At 41.4% G+C, this 19,593-nt stretch carries 14 protein-coding genes and 1 pseudogene; 5 read left to right on the top strand and 10 right to left on the bottom strand.

All coding sequences use genetic code 11. The features are described 5' to 3' along the window. The 4 genes from DXA57_RS10065 to DXA57_RS10050 form a co-directional block, all read right to left on the bottom strand. Nucleotides 1-2,025, bottom strand: coding sequence for a glycoside hydrolase family 31 protein (locus DXA57_RS10065; protein ID WP_117767157.1), 2,025 nt, complete (start codon nucleotides 2,023-2,025; stop codon nucleotides 1-3). Nucleotides 2,026-2,050: 25 nt separating this feature from the next. Next, nucleotides 2,051-2,887: a carbohydrate ABC transporter permease gene (locus DXA57_RS10060; RefSeq protein WP_243005765.1), complete on the bottom strand. Its 837-nt coding sequence runs from the start codon at nucleotides 2,885-2,887 to the stop codon at nucleotides 2,051-2,053. After that, on the bottom strand, nucleotides 2,887-3,756 hold the full coding sequence (locus DXA57_RS10055) for a carbohydrate ABC transporter permease (RefSeq protein ID WP_117767155.1): 870 nt from the start codon (nucleotides 3,754-3,756) through the stop codon (nucleotides 2,887-2,889). The genes DXA57_RS10060 and DXA57_RS10055 overlap by 1 nt, the downstream gene beginning before the upstream one ends. Before the next feature lie 89 nt (nucleotides 3,757-3,845). Continuing rightward, nucleotides 3,846-5,126: an ABC transporter substrate-binding protein gene (locus DXA57_RS10050; RefSeq protein WP_117767153.1), complete on the bottom strand. Its 1,281-nt coding sequence runs from the start codon at nucleotides 5,124-5,126 to the stop codon at nucleotides 3,846-3,848. 267 nt (nucleotides 5,127-5,393) lie between these two features. On the opposite strand from DXA57_RS10050, the gene DXA57_RS10045 reads away from it, so the two are divergent. Both DXA57_RS10045 and DXA57_RS17915 read left to right on the top strand, forming a co-directional pair. Next, nucleotides 5,394-6,308, top strand: coding sequence for an AraC family transcriptional regulator (locus DXA57_RS10045; RefSeq protein WP_117767151.1), 915 nt, complete (start codon nucleotides 5,394-5,396; stop codon nucleotides 6,306-6,308). 461 nt (nucleotides 6,309-6,769) lie between these two features. Then, nucleotides 6,770-7,015: pseudogene (locus DXA57_RS17915) on the top strand (hypothetical protein); the annotation flags it as partial. Here the strand turns inward: DXA57_RS17915 and DXA57_RS10035 are convergent. Next, on the bottom strand, nucleotides 6,924-7,643 hold the full coding sequence (locus DXA57_RS10035; protein WP_117767147.1) for an MBL fold metallo-hydrolase: 720 nt from the start codon (nucleotides 7,641-7,643) through the stop codon (nucleotides 6,924-6,926). The pseudogene DXA57_RS17915 and the gene DXA57_RS10035 overlap by 92 nt on opposite strands. Before the next feature lie 23 nt (nucleotides 7,644-7,666). Continuing rightward, nucleotides 7,667-8,740, bottom strand: a complete 1,074-nt coding sequence (locus DXA57_RS10030) for an SEC-C metal-binding domain-containing protein (RefSeq protein WP_158571297.1) — start codon at nucleotides 8,738-8,740, stop codon at nucleotides 7,667-7,669. A 282-nt stretch (nucleotides 8,741-9,022) separates the two neighbouring features. Between DXA57_RS10030 and DXA57_RS10025 the strand changes: the two genes are divergently transcribed. Next, the gene (locus tag DXA57_RS10025) at nucleotides 9,023-10,816 is read left to right on the top strand and encodes an ABC transporter ATP-binding protein (RefSeq protein ID WP_117767143.1); all 1,794 of its coding nucleotides are present in this window, start codon (nucleotides 9,023-9,025) and stop codon (nucleotides 10,814-10,816) included. A 235-nt stretch (nucleotides 10,817-11,051) separates the two neighbouring features. Here the strand turns inward: DXA57_RS10025 and DXA57_RS10020 are convergent, their stop codons facing one another. Genes DXA57_RS10020 through DXA57_RS10005 form a run of 4 tightly spaced genes read right to left on the bottom strand, consistent with a single transcriptional unit; the run spans nucleotide 11,052 to nucleotide 15,891 of the window. Then, the gene (locus DXA57_RS10020; RefSeq protein WP_117767141.1) at nucleotides 11,052-12,467 is read right to left on the bottom strand and encodes a sulfatase family protein; all 1,416 of its coding nucleotides are present in this window, start codon (nucleotides 12,465-12,467) and stop codon (nucleotides 11,052-11,054) included. A gap of 19 nt (nucleotides 12,468-12,486) precedes the next feature. After that, a complete protein-coding gene (locus DXA57_RS10015; RefSeq protein ID WP_117767139.1) occupies nucleotides 12,487-13,371 on the bottom strand; it encodes a carbohydrate ABC transporter permease in 885 nt (294 codons plus the stop codon). A 12-nt stretch (nucleotides 13,372-13,383) separates the two neighbouring features. Next, nucleotides 13,384-14,298: an ABC transporter permease gene (locus tag DXA57_RS10010; RefSeq protein WP_117767137.1), complete on the bottom strand. Its 915-nt coding sequence runs from the start codon at nucleotides 14,296-14,298 to the stop codon at nucleotides 13,384-13,386. 39 nt (nucleotides 14,299-14,337) lie between these two features. Next, nucleotides 14,338-15,891 carry an extracellular solute-binding protein gene (locus DXA57_RS10005; protein ID WP_117767135.1) on the bottom strand — a complete coding sequence of 518 codons (1,554 nt, stop codon included), beginning with the start codon at nucleotides 15,889-15,891 and terminating at the stop codon, nucleotides 14,338-14,340. A 313-nt stretch (nucleotides 15,892-16,204) separates the two neighbouring features. Here DXA57_RS10005 and DXA57_RS10000 point away from each other — a divergent pair, with 313 nt between their 5' ends. Both DXA57_RS10000 and DXA57_RS09995 read left to right on the top strand, forming a co-directional pair. After that, the gene (locus DXA57_RS10000; RefSeq protein ID WP_117767133.1) at nucleotides 16,205-17,965 is read left to right on the top strand and encodes a sensor histidine kinase; all 1,761 of its coding nucleotides are present in this window, start codon (nucleotides 16,205-16,207) and stop codon (nucleotides 17,963-17,965) included. A gap of 37 nt (nucleotides 17,966-18,002) precedes the next feature. Further along, on the top strand, nucleotides 18,003-19,553 hold the full coding sequence (locus tag DXA57_RS09995) for a response regulator (RefSeq protein WP_117767131.1): 1,551 nt from the start codon (nucleotides 18,003-18,005) through the stop codon (nucleotides 19,551-19,553). Nucleotides 19,554-19,593: the final 40 nt, after the last annotated feature.

Raw genomic sequence — 19,593 nt, 5'->3', positions numbered from 1 at the left:
TCAAATGAAAAATATTTCTGCTACCGAACTTCCTTTACGAATGAATAATGGAATTTTCTCCAACGGGGCTTGAACTTTGATTTTCTCTCCACCTGTATACTCTTCACCCGTCCATGCATTTTTCCATTCAGAACCATTCGGAAGATAAACGGAAGTTTCCCGGATTCCATCATCGGTGATTGGTTTCACCAGTATATCCGGTCCAAAGAAATACTCATCCTTTTCCTTCCAGCAATACTTATCTTCTGGAAATTCATAGAAAAGTGTCCTCATTACAGGTGTGCCCTTTTCATGCGCTGCTTTCATTACTTCACGAATGTAAGGTCTGAGTTTTTCACGAAGCTCTATATATGATTTTAAAATTTCATAAACTTCCGGACCATAGCTCCAGATTTCATTATCTGCTCCACTGTTACATTTACCGCCGCCTTTATTGCTCAAAGGTTCACGGAATGGTTTTCGATAGCCATGAAGACGCATGACCGGACTGAAGGTACCGAACTCAAACCAACGGATCAGAAGCTCTTTAAAGCTCTCATCACGCACATCGGCACCACCGAAACCGCCAATATCGGTATTCCACCAGGGGATACCGGCCAGCCCCATACCAAGGCCTGCCGTGATCTGGTTTTTCAGGGAACGGAAAGAAGAATCAATATCTCCGGACCATACCAGTGTACCGTATTTCTGAGAACCAGCCCAGGCACAACGGATCAGATTCAGAATATTCTCCTGCCCTTCTGCCTCCATGCCTTCATAAGCCATTTTTGCATACTCTCTTGGGTAGACATTTCCTACCTGCATGTCACTCCCTGCGTAATAACGGTAATGTTGGAACTCATATTTTGTCAGTTCCGGTTCTGCCTCATCCAGCCAGAAAATCCGGACTCCGTCATTATAATAATTCCTTTTCAGTTTTTCCCACACATATTTGCGGCATTCCGGATTCGTAACATCCATAATTCCCGCATTGCTCAGAATTCCGTCTTTTCTGCCGGCCTCTGTCTGGATCAGAAATCCATTTTCTTCCATTTCTGCATAATTTTCACTGGAAGTTTCCACCGTCGGCCATACAGAAACCATGAGTTTTACACCCATCTCATTCAATTCATCCACCATAGCCTTCGGATCCGGCCAGTAATCCCGGTCAAATTTCCAATCTCCCTGGTTCGGCCAGTGGAAAAAGTCTGCCACGATCACATCTAGCGGCACATTTCTCTTTTTATACTCCCGGGCCACAGAAAGAAGCTCATCCTGAGTCCAGTAACGAAGCTTACACTGCCAGAAACCCATGCCGTATTCCGGCATCATCGGTGCTTTCCCGGTAACATTTGCATAAGCTTCCTCGATCATAGCCGGCGTATCTCCGGCAGTTACCCAAAAGTCCAGCTGTTTGGAAGAATCTGCATGCCATTCTGTCACATTCTGGGCAAAAGTCGCATAACCGATAGCCGGATTGTTCCATAAGAATCCGTATCCTCTGCTTGAAATCGTAAAAGGGATCGTGATCTGAGAATTTCTCTGAGCCAGTTCCAGTCGACAGCCCTTCAGATCCAGAATATTCTGCTGATACTGTCCCATACCGAAAAACTGCTCACCATCGGCTGCTTCAAACCGTTCGGTCAGCTGATAGCTGTCTGTCAACGGAATTGGCTTCATTTCTCTGGGATGGATCTCCAGAGCACTGTAGAAATCTCCCTCCATCACCTCACGAAAACGGTCTCTCTCATACTCTTCCAGCAGAACTTCTCCTTTGTCATTTAAAAACTTTAGTTTTCCTGTCTCTGAAAGCAGGCAGACCAGTTTTCCATTAGTAATTCTTGCTGCCTTTCCTTCTTTCTCCAGAATGATTTCTGCTTTCTTCCCGTCTTCCTGGATTTCTTCCGTTAACGCAGACGGAATATCCTCAAAAAAGCGACCATTTCGTGTAGCTCTTACACGAAGACTGTTCTTTCCCCAAGGTTCAATCATCAGAATTTCTTTATCCATTCTCCGAATCAGGCGATTTTCCATTACATGAATCATAATTATTATTCCTCCAGATCCTTCTTTAGCCTTTCACTGCACTGTCAATGGTTCCCTGTATGAAATACTTCTGTAAACAAATATAGGCGATAACAATAGGCATAATTGCAATGCATGCTGCCGCTGCTGCACCATTAAAATCTTTTCCACCAGTTGAAAAATATTGAGAAATCATCAACGTCAACGTATATGTTTTCGGTTTTTGCAGGATATATAATCCATAAGCGTATTCGTTCCAGATACCAACTCCGTTCAGGATCAATACAGTCACTGTCACAGGCTTCAATTGCGGCAGAATGATCTTGAAAAAGCTCTGAAAAACATTACATCCATCTATAGCACTGGCCTCATCCAAAGATTCTGGTATTGCATTGATGAAATTTGTATACAGGTAAATGGTCATAGGAAGACCAAACGCAACCGATACCAGGATCAATCCCCATAAAGTAGAAATTCCATGGATAGAAACCAAAAGAGAATAAACACCTACCAGGATACTCAAGGAGGGGATCATCATAATACCCATAAATACAGAACTGATAAACTGATTCCATTTGCTCTTATTCCTTGCCAACGGATAAGATGCCAGCCCTCCTGCCACGATCTCTAAAAACAGGACACAGACCGTTACAATTGCCGTGTTTTTAAAAGCATTCAGAATCTCGCCTTTCTTAAAAATTTTAATGAAATTGTCCGGATAAAAATAGTTCGGTATCGTTAAAAGTGAGGACATATCTGTCTTTGTCTTAAACGCCATGACCACCAGAACATACAGCGGAAGTACATGGAAAATTACAATCACCACTGCCAGAAGATATTTCCACCAGTTAGATTTATGCATATAATTTCTCTTTTTCTTCATCACATCTCTACCTCCTTCTTATTAAAGTAGCGTGTGAAAATATTGGCCACGATCATAATGAAAAAGAATGTAAAGATACCGACAGCAGCTGAATATCCTGCATTCTGCGCTTTGAAATACTGATTACTAATGTAAGATGCCAGAGAATGCGTAGTAAAACCAGGTCCACCTCCAGAAAGAGCTACTATTACATCATACAATTTCAGGCCACCGATCAAATTTAAGACAACTGCTGAAGCGATCGATGGAAGAAGTAACGGAAATGTAATATGACGGAAACGCTGCCAGGAATTTGCTCCATCGATTTCCGCAGCTTCCAGATACATCTGTGGCACATTCTGAAGTCCTGCCAGATAAATAACCATACAGATACCAACAAATTGCCAGGAGTTGATCAGTGTCATAATAATGACACCTCGCGGACCGTCTGCCATCCAGTCAACCGGGGCAGCCCCAAACCAACCGATGATTTCATTGAATACTCCATGGTTATACATTACAAAGAAATAAATAATATAGCCCATGATCAGGCCGGAAATCATTGCCGGCAGATAAATGAATGTTCTTACAACAGAATGACCGCGGAAACGGCTGTTCAGGAATACTGCATATGCCAGACCAAACACATTCTGTAGCAAAGTACTGCCAAAACCATAAATAATTGTATTGATAAATGCCGTCCGGAAATTTTCATCTTTAAAAAGTTTTGCATAATTGCTGAAACCAATGTATTTATAATCCTGAGAATATCCATTCCACTGCGTAAAAGAAATCCGAAACGCTTCCAAAAGCGGATATACAACAAAAAATAAAATCAATATCAGAGCCGGAATGTAAAACAGATTGAGCATCCGTTTCCGTTTTTTCATAATTACTCTCCACCTTTCCCTGCAAAAAGACCGGGAGTGTCTCGGGAAATCCCCCCAAAACACTCCCGGTCTCATACATTAGTCAATCTTTACTGATTCATTTTTTCTGTGTATGCTGTCTTAATAGACTCTACACATTTTGAAACTCCATCACCATCCGGATCCATGAAAATTTCATTTGTAGAAACACCCATATCATTCCACATACCGCTGGGCAGATACTGGCGATCAAAGTACTGGATGGAAATCAGATCATCTTTATACAGTTCCTGCATTTCATTGAACTCTTTAGTTACATATTCGTCTTCATTAGTTACACCTTTCAGTCCCGGGATCTTACCATTCACTGTTGCAATCTGTTTGCATACATCCGGCTGTGCCAGATAGTTTAACAGTGTCTTGCACTCCTCCTGATGCTCACTGTCTTTCCACATACCATAGCAAGTACCTTCTCCGGAACTTACATATGAAGATCCTTCTTCACTCGGAGACGGAATTGCCATAATACCAAGATTTGCATCCGGATTGTACTCCTGTGCCTGAACAATCGTATGATTTCCACTGATAACAAAAGCACATTCGCCCATAGCCAATGCCTGAATAGCAGAATCATTGCTGGCTGTCAGAATATCCTGATTGAAATATCCTTTCTGCATCCATCCCTGAAGCATCTCAGCAATCGGCGTCCAGTAGGTATCAAAATCAAAAGTACCATCCAGAAGAGCGTCTCCCTGATTCTCTGCCACATCAGAGTTGGTCAGGAAGCCCGGAGCGATTACTTCCATCAGATTTGCGGTATTATCCACGGTCTTTCCACCTACATAAACCGGAACTTTCTCTGCTGCCAGAATCTTATCACAGGCTGCCTCAAAATCAGCCCAGGTACGAATGGATCCCGGTTCCACGCCAGCTGCTTCAAAAACATCTTTGTTATAACAGATAGATGCCGGATCCAGAGATAAAGGCAATACATAAACGTTTCCGTCTTTATCCGTAACGGTTCCTTTGATTGCATCTGAAATCTGATCAAACCACTCCATATCATTTACGGTTGACAGATATTCTGCATAACGGGTGGTGCTCCATCCATGTGTCTCCCAAAGATCCGGAAGATCTCCGGATGCCATACGGGTTTTCATTACATTCTCATAATCTTCACCCGGAGCAATCAATTCTACTCCGATTCCGCTTTCTTCTGTAAAATCATCCATGATAGACTGCAATGCATCCAACTGCTCACCAGTCCAGGAGGTTTCAACTTCAAGGGTTACATCATCTGCAGATGCTCCAATTCCAGTTCCCGTCAATACAGCCATCGCCATTGCTGTACATGCCACTATAGATACACATTTTTTGCCAGTCTTTTTCATTTTTGATTCCTTCCTTTCGTTCTTTTACACATATTTCTATGTGTTTTGATGAGATAATTATACAAAATGCCTATTTCAGAGTAAATATCAAAATATCCTATTTATTGCAAAAAAACTGTACTTATTCTTCTTTTTTGAGTATAATAAAAATGCTGAAAATCCTTATTTTTTTCACTTTTGGATTGTTTTTTATGTTTCATTTTTTGTGTCAAAGTTTCATTTTCTCATATATGGTGTCAATTTTTCATATTTGAAAGGAGATTAGCCATGATTTATAATTTTATAGATATCAGTAAACCACTGGAATTTAACTCTATCGGAAAATTTCAAGATAATTCTCCTGATTATATGCATGCCGACCGCCCTCTCAGCAATTTTGAATTAATTGTAATGACAAAAGGAGCTCTTTATTTAAAAAAAGGAGATACTAAATATGCCGTTTCTGAAGGTCAGTATCTCTTTCTTTATCCAAAAGAGGGAGAACGAAGAAAAGGATATCGCCCTTCTCCAGCCGAGTATTACTGGATGCATTTTTCCTGCAATAGCCATTTGCTTGTTGAGAATCCATCTCCCAATGATTTTATCAGCACGGATCATTCCATTTATCTTCCTGCTCAGGCTGATTTGCTTGCACCTGAAAAAGTACTTTTACTCATGCGTATGCTGCAGGATCATCGCCGCAGTAAATATCTCAGTTCTCTGGATTATGCAAATTATCTTACAACCCTGATCCTCTGTGAGATTTATCAACAGTATATTTCACAAATGCGCTCAGACAGCAAAACCGTAAAATCTCTGGCTGCTGCTGATCCTGAAAAAGGTAAACCTGCACGCCACAGCTCTTCCTCCATTCTGTACAGTGATATGAGCGACTATATCCGGCTTAACCTCCATAAAAATCTTAAAATCCAGGATATCGCCGACCACTTTGGATATAATGCCAAACATCTCTCTCTCATCTGTAAGGAATACAGTGGTTTCACACTCAAACACTATATGATGAAATTAAAGATTGAACAGGCACAGTTTTTGCTTCTTGATACCAATGACAGCGTTCAACAGATTTCTGCTTCTCTTGGGTTTCCGGACAGTCATAATTTTTCCAGAACTTTTAAGGCCGTTACCGGTATGACACCATCCGAGTGTCGGACGCTTTATGGCAGAAAAATTTTAAATCAATAGAGTAGGCGGTGATGACTGACCGCCATCCTCGCATGTATTCTTTTATACGCTTCATTATCTTCACTATGCTTCCATACAAGCTTCATCAAAAGAGCCAGAGCATATAACATGCAGAAATCCCCGGGAAGCAGTTGATGGTGCGCTACCCGTCAAGTAGACAAATATAAAGTTTCTGTGTTGCCCGGTATGTGCCGGGCAACATTTTTATGCTACTAATAATTGTTTTTCATATAAAACAATCGGTTCTTTGATTTATTTCGTATTCGGTTCTGATTAGACGTACTGCTTCAACCATTCTGGCATATCAGGATCATCAACAGACCAAGAGGCTTCTATATTCTCTCTAATTTTGATATAAACCCTAAAACCCTCTATTCGTTATTATTTGATGGCACAAACATGTGCGAATGACTCCTTACTAAAGTAATGAGAATACGGCTTGTAGTCCTGCTTCTCTTGGGTTTCCGGACAGTCATAATTTTTCCAGAACTTTTAAATCTGTTACCGGTATGACACCATCCGAGTGTCGGACGCTTTATGGCAGAAAAATTTTAAATCAAAAAAACTCTGCACAGACAACTGTTATTCTGCCTGTACAGAGTTTTCTTTTCTCTACTACAATCGATATTCTTCCCCGTCTTTCGGAAACCAGACAGATTCTTCCATCCGGTGCGTTTCCACATACTGTTTTAATTCTCTGCGGCTAACTGTACTGAACGTCTCATCTGTACAGCCTGTGGTAATGATTCTGGCTCTCGGGAAACTTAAATGTAATGCTGCCAGTTCCTCCCGGTTCATTCCGAAACGGCTGCCGCCTTTTTCTGTATCGGAAAATTCCGCACTCACCACAATAAGTCTTGGTTTCCAGGTTTTTAATACCTGTTTCATCCCATCATACCAAGCACTTTCTCCAGCCAGATAAGCAGGATTTAAAACCGGATGAGAAATCAAAACGCCACAGCTTTTCTCATTTTTTTCTGCTGCACCGCCGACATGATAAAAAGCTGGGGTTTTCCGAATACTTAAATGAGCAAATTCTGTTGTTTCTGTCAGAATCTCCAGATTAGAAAAACCATCTGCATCCAGAGAATCTGCATCTAATTCATTCTGAACAAACACTTTCATTCCTCTGGGAATCAGACGTCTTGCCTCTGAATCAAAAGTCCCTCCTGTCAGATGTGTTGCAATCACTGCATCCACATCTAACAATTCTCCAAATTTTACCACATTCTCCGAGGTTCCATTTTCCAGACCACCCATAACCGGATCCACCAAAAAACGCTGGCCTGCATAATCCAAAAGATATGAATTTCTCTGAATCTGCCTGTATATCATGAAAATGCCCCCTTTTTAATATCTCAGCCTTTTCTTCCGCAGCAGCGTTTATATTTCTTTCCGCTTCCACAAGGACACGGCTCGTTGGGGTAAACTTTTCTTCCAAGGCCAACAGACATGGCATTTCTTGTCATTTCAGACTCCATGTGTCCTTTATAATCCCAGCATCTGGTCATGCAGCCCAGACGACGGATCTCTTTTTTCGTATCCTCCACCTGCTTCTGTGAAGAGAAATAGCAGCCATGCTGATAAAGCAGGGAAATGATTTCTTCCTCCGGAAAGTTCATACGGATAGAATCCTGCACCTCGTAGAAGATCTGTAAAGCTTCTGCCTGATTCTTGTGGAACTCAAACATCATCGTCTGGATAAAGAACACGGTATTTTCATTCGGTTCCTGACATTCCAGTCTGCCATAATTCACAAATTCCTCTTCTGTCTTCGGAATATAATATTCAAAGGAACCCTGCACCTTCTGTACTTCCTGGTACACATTGTTTTCTGACAGATCAGAGAACATCAAAAGACCATCCTTCAGACAGATTTCCTCATTGTTGCGGCAGATTTCTTCCAGCATGCCCCTTACTTCTTCTACATCTGTAAGCGCCTCATCATAGGTCTCGCAGATCTCTGCAAATTTCTCGACAGAAATCACACCATACAAATAAGCAGCTGCTTTTGCATATATCTCCATGCGGCCTCTGTTTGCTTTTTCTGCCTGCATATCCGGTGTACAGATCTTTTCATACTGTTCTTCCACATCATCCGGCACAAGATAAACGCTCTGTTTCGGATCATAGGCTCCATAAGTAGTCAGCAGTATGGAAGCCGCTACCAGATCCTGACTGATCTGAATTTCCTGTTCACGAATCGCAGCTTCAAAGAACTCTGTCTCATCTGCAGAAGCTTTTTTTACGATTTCGCCCATGACGTTTTCATCCAACAGCTGATCCTTCAGCCATTTTGCCAGATCCTTCTTATTCCATTTACTGAAACCTTTTAAGCCGTGTTTCTTTGCAATATCCTGCAGATTGTCTTTTGTATAGCAAAGAAAGACCTGTTCCAGACTTTCCGGTCTTGCCGTCTTATTTTCTGTCATAACACACATCCTTTTCTAACTTCTATCTATCATTTTCTTACCGAAAAAAGCGCCCTGGGATTCGGATTGATCCGAAAGAACCTGTGCGCGACAATTTCATACCTGCCTATCTTATCAGACTCCGGATAAGAAATCAATGGATTTGTCATCAATCCATTGGAAACTTGTAAAAACAAAATGCAAAAAAACATCTGATTTTTCTATAGACGAATCCTCAAAAACAGCTACAATAAAAATAAGAAATCCTATCACACCGGAAAACGCATGTAAGGAGGGTCATTCATGAAAGAAAACATTCCGGAGGAAGGACTTGAGCATTTCGACGAGTACCTTCAGAATTATTCCAGAAACGAGAATCATCCGCTGAAGATTCTCATGGGGTTTTACAAGGGGAAAAAGCTCCAGTGCTTGAAAGGTTTTTTCTGGCTGCTCTGTCAGCGTTCCCCAGTCTGGGTCACACCGATCGTGACTGCAAACATCATCGATACTGCCACCAATCCGGACAGGAACAGTATTCAGCGGATCCTGTTTAACCTGGTTATTGCGCTTCTTTTCATCAGCCAGAATGCGTTCAGCAACTACATGGCTACCAAAAACTTCTCCGGGGCAAACCGGGAGATCGAAGGCTCTCTCAGAAACGCTCTGGTACGAAAGCTCCAGCAGCTTTCCATCATGTTTTATAAGGAGATCCAGTCCGGACGGCTGCAGTCCAAGGTCATGCGTGATGTAGAAAATGTCCAGATGCTTTTAAATCAGATCGTCCGGACACTGTTTTTCTTCATTCTGGACGTCATCGTAGCTTCCGCCGTCACGCTCTATCACAGCCCTCTGGTCTTTGTTGTCTTTCTGGCTGCGATCCCCGTGGCAGTTGCCGGGATCTATTATTTCAAGAAACCCATCTCTGAACGCAACCGGGCATTCCGTACAGAAATGGAAAGTACACAGGGAGCCGTGGCCGAAATGCTGGAAATGATCCCCGTCACAAGAGCCCACGGCCTGCAGGAAGTAGAGATCAGCAAGATGCAGCGGTATCTGAAAGGAATCATGCACCAGGGCTTTCAGCTGGATCTGATGAACAATCTTTTCGGTGCCGCCAGCTGGGTGGTTTTCCAGTGTTTCCAGGTCCTCTGCCTGGCTTTCACAGGCTGTCTGGCTGTAAAGGGAAAGATCGGCGTTGGCGAGGTCGTTCTCTTCCAGACATATTTCACACAGATCGTTGGACAGATCTCCACTCTGATCAATATTTACCCGGATCTTTGCAAGGGCATGGAATCCGTCCGTTCCATCGGAGATATCCTGGAGGAAAAACAGGTGGAACCCAACCATTCCATTGTTCCTCTCGGTGATCTGAAGGGAAACGTCCGTTTCTGCAACGTGGATTTCAAATATCCGGACAGCGAGCGGTATATCCTGAAGGACTTCAATCTGGAGGTCAGACCTGGTGAGAGTATCGCTTTTGCCGGAGAATCCGGAACCGGAAAATCCACGATCCTGAATCTTCTGATCGGCTTTATTCCTCCCACGGACGGAAAAATCCTCATTGACCGCATCAATCTGGTGAATCTCGATATGACGGAATACCGGAAGCAGATTGCCGTAGTCCCGCAGAATACCCTTCTCTTCTCCGGAACCATCCGTGAAAACATTACTTACGGACTGGAACAGATCTCTGATGAGGAGATCTGGGATGTGATCCATGAAGTGGGGCTGGAGGATCTGCTGGATAAGATGCCAGATGGTCTCGATACGCCTCTTGGGGAACACGGAGACCGGCTCTCCGGCGGCCAGAAACAGCGGATCTCCATTGCCCGTGCCCTGATCCGCAAACCGAAGATCATCATTTTCGACGAAGCCACCTCGGCACTGGATTCTGTTTCTGAGAAAAAAGTCCAGGAAGCCACCGACCACATGATGGGAAAATGCACCACCTTCATCGTAGCCCACCGTCTCTCCACGATCCGAAAAGCCGACCGTATCGCTTTTATCAAAGACGGCCGTGTAGCGGAGATCGGAAGCTACGAAGAGCTCATGGCAAAGAAGGGATATTTCTATCAGTTAAAAACATTACAGGAATGAGCAAAAAGCACCGTGACAGCCACATTTTGTGGAAATCACGGTGCTTTTTATCTCTCATATTTTTTTAATTCTTCCAGCCGCTGAAAAAACATTTCTTTCCATTCCGGCGCTTCTTTGAAAATTTCTTCGTCAATCTCTCTGATCTGGTTTAATCCCACCTGACGGACTGCTTCTGCCGCCGCTTCCCGTTGTGTTTTTCTCTGCGGATAAACCGTCTGACAGTTGCTTTCTCCCTTTATTCCGGATTCAACGTCGCTGTTTTAAGAATGATTCTGTCTTTAATCCAGTTTTTCTCATACCAGGTATTATTTTGAAAATTATCATTAATCGCATGCATCTTTTTGTACATCTGTGCTTTCAGCTCACTGGCGATTTCCTGATATTTCGGATCGCAAATCAAATTCTTCATCTGGTATGGATCCTGCCAATCATCAAATAAAAATTCTTTTCCATCAGACTTAAAAACTGCATAGGTATATCTTTTTGTACGAAATGCCCGCCATTCCTGACCATCTCCGAAAATTGCGGTCGGACCGGTGCACATCATCAACGCACCATCCTCATCGGATTCTGTACCATAGATACTTTTGCTTTTATCCTTTCCTTCTACTTCGTTTGGAATCGGAAGGCCCATCATAGATAGCAAGGTCGGCATAATATCTACGGTGTTCAGAACAAAATCTCGTTTTGTTCCTTCCTCCAGATGATTTTTCCACTGAATCAGAAACGGCACCCTTACCGCTTCTTCATAGAAAATATTTTTTGCCCGTCTTCCATGGGCCCCAAAAAGTTCTCCATGATCTGAAGTAAATACAAAAATCGTATTTTCATCCATCCCCATATCTTGGATAGCTTTTTTCAAACGACCAATATTATCATCAAGATTTGCCGTCATGGCATAATAAACTCGCATCCATTCCGGAAGTTCTTCACGTTCTTTTTCCGACAATCTTGCCCAATCATCTGCATGCGGATCATTCTCAGGCAGATAATTGGGAGGCAACGTAAATTTTTTATCTTTAAACCGCTCCAAATATTCCTCAGGCACATTCTCAGGTGTCCATGGATCATGAGGGGTTCCTATAGAAAGGAAAAGAGCAAATGGTTTATCTCCCTCCGAAAGGCGTTTGATCTGTTCGATTGCCATATCTGTCTGAGCATCTGGTTCATATTTATCATAATAGATTTTTTCCGGTGTATCCAAATGATAGTAAGCAGTACCCGGTTCATACTCATGACGGAAATTATAACCTGCAAAATATCCATCAAAGCCAAGACGATCCGGTCCTTTGGGTATAAAAGAATTTTTCACATCATAGTGATTACCTAATTCGGCCGCGTACATATGCCATTTTCCAATATAGGCAGTCTCATATCCTCCTTCGTTTAAGACCTGTGCAAAAGTATGATGATGGGTATTCATACGAATCTCATTAATCACCATTCCTGTACTTGTTGTATATTTTCCTGTAAAAAGTGACGCTCTGTAAGGTGCACATACCGGATGCCCAGATACTGCCTGACAAAGATTGACGCTTTCTCCGCAGATTCTGTCAATATTCGGTGTCAACGCATTGGAATCCCCCGCATAACCCATAGAAAAATATCGAAGCTGGTCTGCAAAAACATAAATTAAATTTGGCTTTTTCATAGCTTTCTCCTTCTTTGTATCATCCTTTGATTGCACCTACCATAATTCCTTTTACAAAATATTTCTGAATGAATGGATAGAGAATGATTACCGGAGCACTTGCTACAATAATCAGTGCATATTTCATAGTTTCACCACGCATAACCTTTTCATACATACCAGTCAGATCTCCTCCTACGGCTTCCAGGCTATTCTGAAGAAGAATATCACGAAGAATGATCTGCAGCGGAAAAAGTTCCTGTTTTCTCAGATATAACACAGCATTGAAAAATGCATTCCAATGACCTACTGCATAAAAAAGAAGAATTACCGCAAGTATCGGAGTTGAAAGTGGAAGCACCACTTTAAGCAGAGTCTGTACATGATTACAGCCATCAATAGCTGCTGCTTCCTGCAGTTCATCTGGTATGGATGTCTGAAAATAGTTTTTCATTACCAGAAGATTGTATGTCGCAATAGCATTTGGAATCATCATACTCCATATCGTATCTGTAAGTTTCAGATTTTTCACCACCATATATACAGGAATCATTCCACCGCCAAACAGCATAGTAAATGAAATAACAAAGGTAAAAAATGTTCTTGCCGGCATATCTTTTCTTGATAAGGGATATGCCGCCAATGTCGTAAGTACCAGATTGATTGCGGTTCCAAGAACTGTATACAGTAATGTATTCCTATAACCGATCCATACTTTTGGTTCCGACAAAACCATTTTATAAGAGTCCAGATTAAATCCAATTGGGCAAAAACGAAGTTTTCCTCCGAGAACTGCCTCCGGCTGACTGAAAGAGGCAATAATCACAAAATACAGAGGATATGCAATAACAATCATGATACAGAGGCTGATCAGAATCAGAATCAGATCAAAGATCTTGTCTGTTTTACTCTTTTTTCTCCACATATCATCTTCCTCCTACCAGAGACTTGTATCAAAAGTCCGTTTACAGAACTGGTTTGCCGCAATGATCAAAACCAGATTCAGACAAGAATTCATAAGTCCAACAGCCGTAGCATAACCGATGTTCCCCTGAAGGATTCCCTGTTTATAAACCAGAGTGGAAATAATCTCACTCGCCTGAATATTCAAGTCGTTCTGTAAAAGATAGGCTTTTTCAAAACCAATGCTCATAATCTGACCAATCTTTAAAATCAGAAGAGTAACAATGGTCGGTGTAATACCTGGGAGAGAAATATGCCAGATTCTTTTCAAGCGGCCCGCTCCGTCAATCTTTGCTGCTTCATAAAGATATGGATCGATACCTGCCAGAGCTGCTATATAAATAATAGAACTCCATCCACTTTCCTGCCAGATTTCAGATACTACATAAACCCCTTTAAAATATCTAGAAGATTCCAGAAAACCTATTGGTTTGATTCCAAATACGCCCAGAAAAGTATTCAGAATTCCATACTGTGGTGACAGAAACAGATACAACATTCCGCAAAGGACTACCATAGAGATAAAATGCGGAATATAAGTAATATTCTGTAAAATTTTTTTAAACTTTCTCCCCGGAAGTTCATTAATAATAATCGCCAGAATAATCGGAATCGGAAAACCAATCAGAATAGAATATAAACTGATAGAAAACGTATTCCAGATAATGTTTTTCCAATAGTAAGATGAAAAAAATTGTTTAAACCAGCGCAGCCCCACAAAAGGGCTGCCCAGGTATCCAAGTCTCGGATTATAGTTTCGAAATGCCAACTGTATACCATACATTGGGACATAACAGAAAATAACGTACCAGATAAACGGAACTGCAAACATGGCCAACAACTGCCATTTACTTTTCAAAATTCTTTTTATACTCTTCTTCTGTTTCATTTCCTCCTCCTTTATCTTTTTCTGTCTATCCCCCTCTTATCAGTTCTGCAGATTATCATATGTTTCCTGATAAATAGAAACCCATTCCTCCAAGCCGATCTTATTCATAGTCTCTACATAAGTATCCCAGTCTGAATCAAAATTCAATTCTCCGCGGATCATCTTGGAAGTCGTTTCTTTCATATAGTTTTCCAGATCTGTCCAGAGAACGGAAAGGCGATCAGAAGTTTCTTCCTCCAGAAGCGGTTCTGCATAAATCTGTTTCGGAAGATACGCATCCAGCGCTTCCTGTGCTTTCAGTGTTGCTTCAGAAGCAATGGCTTCACAATTGTCATCATTTACCCACTGAGGAGCTCCGCCTCCCGGCCAGATTGTGAATTTACCAATCTCTGTTCCACTTCCTTCCGGACTGTCCAGAATTCCATCATTATAATGAGGTTTTCCATCCTCATCAAAATACATGTTCTCGCCCTCTACACCATAACGCATAAGAATGGAACCTTCATAACTGTAGAAATAATCAATCCATCGAAGCGCTGCTTCTATGTTTTCACAGTCCGCACAGATTGCAAATACGCCATTATCTCGAGCTGCCGGTGATGCCTGCACATACTGTTGATCCGCCTTTCCTGCAAACGGAGAAATTCCCTGGAAATTTGTAGAATCAAAAGTATCATCAGCCTGATTAAAAAACAGCCCCATTTGCTGACCAGCCATTTTCGCTGCATATTTCGCATATTCCTGTGTAAAGATCTCCGGATCGATCAGACCTTCCTCATACATGGATGCCAACCACTCCAGTTCTTCTTTAAAACTGTCATCAGTTAAATAAGTAGAAACCGTATCATCCTTCACTTCCAACCAGGTGCCAAACTGGTACTGATGCCCCCATACTCCCGCAAAACGACGAATCAATGCCTGAGCATCTGAAATTCCCATGGGATATTCGTCTGCTTCCCCATTTTCATTAAAGTCAACACCCTTGAAGGCCCTGAGCACATCCTCCAGCTCATCGACAGTTGTTGGAATCTCTTTTCCCACCTGTTCCAGCCAGGAAGTATTAATCCAGAATTTGTCATCTCTGGCTGCTGTCAGTGTAAATATTGCAGGTAACGCATAAATATGACCATCGGGAGCCGTGATTCTGGACAGGATTGCCGGATCCTCATCAATGAGTTTCTGAAGATTAGGTGCATATTCCGGAATCAACTCCTCCAGCGGGGCCAGAATCCCCATACTTCCATATTTAACAATCTCTGTATTATTCAAAAACGCACGCACAAAAATATCCGGATACTCATTGCTTGCCCACATAAGACTTTTTTTCTCATCATATCCTTCGGCTGCCAGAACATCTGTAAAATCCAGTTTGATATTCGTCATCTCCTGATATTTTTTCCACATATTCATGGTATCCCATTTGGACTGAACCGGACCCTGCTGTCCAAAAATACGAAACGTGAGTTCTTCATTTACAATCGGAAAACCTTCTTTATTCAGATTATCCCCATCTGCACTCACATTGAGATTTCCAAACATTCCTGCACTTATACAAGCTGTCAGTAATACGGCCATTGCTTTTTTCTGTTTCATAACTTTTCCTCCCTGTTATTTTATTTTCGGTTCGTAACTGTTCAGTGCCTTCGCAATTACAAGCAAACATTCAGTGCAAATCACTTTCGTCGATGGTATTTTGGTATATTCATGCAAGTTATCTCACGGAATATGGCTACTGAATAGTCGCTTCGCTTCTTCTAAGTATTTTTAGTATAACAGACCATCACCTTCATGAAACTACACATATTTATCATCCTGCTTCACTATTTTAGCATTTTTCGTTCTTCTATTGACCCATTCTTCCTCTTGTTGTTATAATATTTTCATAAATACAGACAGGAGAAAAACTATGTTTCAGAGAATATGCATAAAAATCCGTTCATCTCTTACAACAAAATTTTTTGTTACTTTTTTGTTTCTTCTGATCGTGCCACTGATAATCCTTACCCAGATTTTTGCTGTAAAACTTCAGTCTGTTCTTCAGAAAAAAGAATTATCTTCCACCCAGGAGAAGATAAGCTATGCACAGGAACAGTTTGATCAGTTATTTTCTGACATGGATCGTATCGCCACCTCTCTGATTCTGGACTGGCATGTAATACGAATACTTTCTGATTCCGCAGAAGTTCCTACTTATGAATGGTTTCAAGATTACAAATCACTGAATAGCATTTTGGAACTCTTAAATTCTACTTCTGATTATAAGTACAATATCACAGTAGTTGGTTACGATGACCGAATCTACCATTCCACAGCTTCCTATAATTCCATGCTGCACACAGATTTTGCTTTGATTCAGCGTATTATGACAGGAAATGGAAATCCGATCATCTTTAACCGTGCTTTGGAAGGCTATGACGATGTATCTATGATCACTTTAGGGAGAAGCGTCTACCAGAAAGGCAGCTACCTTGGTACAATTCTGGTTGAGGTTCCTGTCAGTTATCTAGATAATCTTCTGCTGCCCTTTGAAAGTGATTCTGGTATTTTATATGTACTGGAGGACAGTCAACGAATCTTATATTCTTCAAGATCTGATGACCGTCTTTTAATATCAGAAAATCTTTCTACAGCACTCCGTCAGAAACTGTCTTCCGTTTCCATAAATCATACAGATTTTCTCCTCACACAGATGCCTTCCAGTCAACATGGTCTTTCAATTGCCACATTGATCACAAAAGATTCTGTCTTCCGTGAATCATCCGAGGTGATCCAGCTTTTTATCCTGGCATTTTTTCTTGTGATTGCAGCAACTGTATTCGGCATTATTTTTCTGACCCACACGTTTACACGAAATATACTTTCCCTGAATCAAGCTGTATCACGTTTTGGCAAAAACGCTGATTTCTATATTAACCTTCCGATCCATTCTGCAGATGAAATTGGTCAACTGACTTCTGGTGTTATTGATATGTCACATCGCATCAAAACACTTCTGGAAGAGATTCAAAAAGAAGAAGAGGAAAAACGTATCCTGGAATTTAATTCTCTGCAAAGTCAGATCAATCCGCATATGATCTATAATACACTAAATACGATCACCTGGCTGGCAGAAGCTCAAAATATATATAACATTCAGGAAGTCTCGTCCTCCTTCACTCATCTGCTCCGTTCCCTCTCTAATCAGGGAAGTTTTGTCACTATCAAGCAGGAGATTTCTTATCTACAGGCTTATATTGATATCAAAAAATATAATCTTTTATGCACTGTACAGACGGATTTTCAGGTAGATCCGGCAACTTACAATTGCCGGATTCTCAAGCTTCTGCTTCAGCCCATCGTAGAAAATGCTATGATCCATGGTTTTTCCGGTTGCTTAGATGACTGCCTTATCAATATTTCTATCTATTTGGAAAAAGAAATGCTTTTTATCGATATCTCAGACAATGGAAACGGCATGAGTGAAGAAAAAATCCATACTGTTTTACAAGGTGCTGAATCTGATAAAAATACATTTCTTCGGATTGGTGTTCATAATATCATCGAGCGTCTCCGACTACAATATGGTGAACAAGCTTCTTTTTCTATCATCAGTGCTCCCGGCTGCGGCACTACCGTCAGCCTCTCTTTTCCTGCTGAAGTAACTTCTCCCGATGGAAGCAAAAGTTAAATTTAGGATTAAATGAATTTTCAAAGGAGTGATTTTCATGATACATATATTTCTTGCAGATGACGATATCCTGATCTTAAATCGACTGACTGAAATGATCCATACTCATCCGTCCGAATATGAAATTACCGGACAGGCAACCAATGGTGCCATCTGTCTTGAACTCATCGAAACACTTCACCCAGATATTCTGCTACTTGATATTGACATGCCCGAAAAGAATGGTGTAGAAGTGACAAAAGAAATTTTTCAGCGAAAACTTCCTGTTAAAGTACTTATCCTCAGTAATTATGATACCTTTTCTTTTGTCCGAGACGCTATGCGATATGGCGCATATGATTATCTCCTGAAACATCAGCTCACAGAGCACCTTCTCTTTGACAAGCTGTCTGAACTTACACAGCTTATGAAACAAGAAGGTGTAAAAACTTCCCAGTTTTCTTATTTCACAACACTGGCCAAACAACGTTATTTTTCTTCTCTGATCCATCAGGGAATTACGGCTCCGGCAGAACATTCACATATGGTCACACAACGAGACTTTGACAAAAACCCACACTGTCTGGCTCTGATGCAGATTACAAATTTTATTCTGGTCACGCATTTTTCCTCCGGCATGAACCGTGAAAAGCTGATCGACTCCGTACTCAATCTTGCTATCAGTATTTTTGCCACACTCGACAATGGACTGATCATTCATCTGGAATATGGCTGCTTCGGTATACTTTTCCATAGTGATAATCCGTATTCTGAAACAGACCTTTGCTCTCAGGCAGCACGCTGTATGCGGGTTCTGACCGCTAATATTCAGAAACTTTTTAATGTGTCCTGCCTTTTTGAAGTCAGTCCTGCATTTTCCGATTTCCAGCTTCTCCCCCAAATTTATCAACAGACTTTCTGTTCTCTAAGCCAGCAAAATTTTTCTCCCTCTCTTTCTTCTGCTGAAAATGGTTTGAACCTCTTGGAGGAGAAGAATCTTATGGAAGCCCTTTCTTCTCTTGATATTTCCCGTACAAGAGAAAGCCTGCATCAGATTTTTGCCCGCTACCAAAAGGATTCTTCTATTCTTTCTCAGAAGTTAATCCACCAGATCCTGCAGTTGGGTTTTCGATTTAACCAAAGCCAGAACACAGAATTCCGTAATGTTCCCTCTCAGCCACAGGCAATAGATTTTTCTCATATGTCTGTGGAAGAAATTGAAAAATTCCTGGCCAATTATCTATGTTCTCTTCTTCAGAATGTTCCTGGTGTTGGAAGCCGCCGCTATTCAGAACACATTCAAAAAGCGTTATCTTATATCCATGAACATTTTGCGGAAGATTTCTCGTTAAATGACATGGCCGAACACCTGCATGTGTCTCCTACTCATCTTTCCCGACTTTTTCGGAAAGAACTGGAAACATCTTTTATCGATTATCTGGTCACTTATCGTATCGAACGTGCACAACAAATGTTACTGCATAGTAATCTGGATTTGAAGACCATCAGTGAAAAAACCGGTTTCCATGGATATAATTATTTTCTTCGGGCTTATAAAGACAAAACAGGCCATACACCTTCGTATGACTTGAAAAATCATAATATATAAAAAAGCTGATGTACTTCTATGATTTTTCGCAGAAGCACAT

Origin of the sequence: Blautia sp. OF03-15BH (assembly GCF_003463065.1) — a bacterium.
Lineage (GTDB): Bacteria > Bacillota > Clostridia > Lachnospirales > Lachnospiraceae > Limivivens.
This window is presented reverse-complemented; position numbering and strand designations above follow the sequence as displayed.

Coding starts and splice junctions, on each gene's coding strand:
- DXA57_RS10065 (WP_117767157.1), bottom strand. CDS start 2,025: ATGATTCATGTAATGGAAAATCGCCTGATTCGGAGAATGGATAAAGAA.
- DXA57_RS10060 (WP_243005765.1), bottom strand. CDS start 2,887: ATGAAGAAAAAGAGAAATTATATGCATAAATCTAACTGGTGGAAATAT.
- DXA57_RS10055 (WP_117767155.1), bottom strand. CDS start 3,756: ATGAAAAAACGGAAACGGATGCTCAATCTGTTTTACATTCCGGCTCTG.
- DXA57_RS10050 (WP_117767153.1), bottom strand. CDS start 5,126: ATGAAAAAGACTGGCAAAAAATGTGTATCTATAGTGGCATGTACAGCA.
- DXA57_RS10045 (WP_117767151.1), top strand. CDS start 5,394: ATGATTTATAATTTTATAGATATCAGTAAACCACTGGAATTTAACTCT.
- DXA57_RS10035 (WP_117767147.1), bottom strand. CDS start 7,643: ATGATATACAGGCAGATTCAGAGAAATTCATATCTTTTGGATTATGCA.
- DXA57_RS10030 (WP_158571297.1), bottom strand. CDS start 8,740: ATGACAGAAAATAAGACGGCAAGACCGGAAAGTCTGGAACAGGTCTTT.
- DXA57_RS10025 (WP_117767143.1), top strand. CDS start 9,023: ATGAAAGAAAACATTCCGGAGGAAGGACTTGAGCATTTCGACGAGTAC.
- DXA57_RS10020 (WP_117767141.1), bottom strand. CDS start 12,467: ATGAAAAAGCCAAATTTAATTTATGTTTTTGCAGACCAGCTTCGATAT.
- DXA57_RS10015 (WP_117767139.1), bottom strand. CDS start 13,371: ATGTGGAGAAAAAAGAGTAAAACAGACAAGATCTTTGATCTGATTCTG.
- DXA57_RS10010 (WP_117767137.1), bottom strand. CDS start 14,298: ATGAAACAGAAGAAGAGTATAAAAAGAATTTTGAAAAGTAAATGGCAG.
- DXA57_RS10005 (WP_117767135.1), bottom strand. CDS start 15,891: ATGAAACAGAAAAAAGCAATGGCCGTATTACTGACAGCTTGTATAAGT.
- DXA57_RS10000 (WP_117767133.1), top strand. CDS start 16,205: ATGTTTCAGAGAATATGCATAAAAATCCGTTCATCTCTTACAACAAAA.
- DXA57_RS09995 (WP_117767131.1), top strand. CDS start 18,003: ATGATACATATATTTCTTGCAGATGACGATATCCTGATCTTAAATCGA.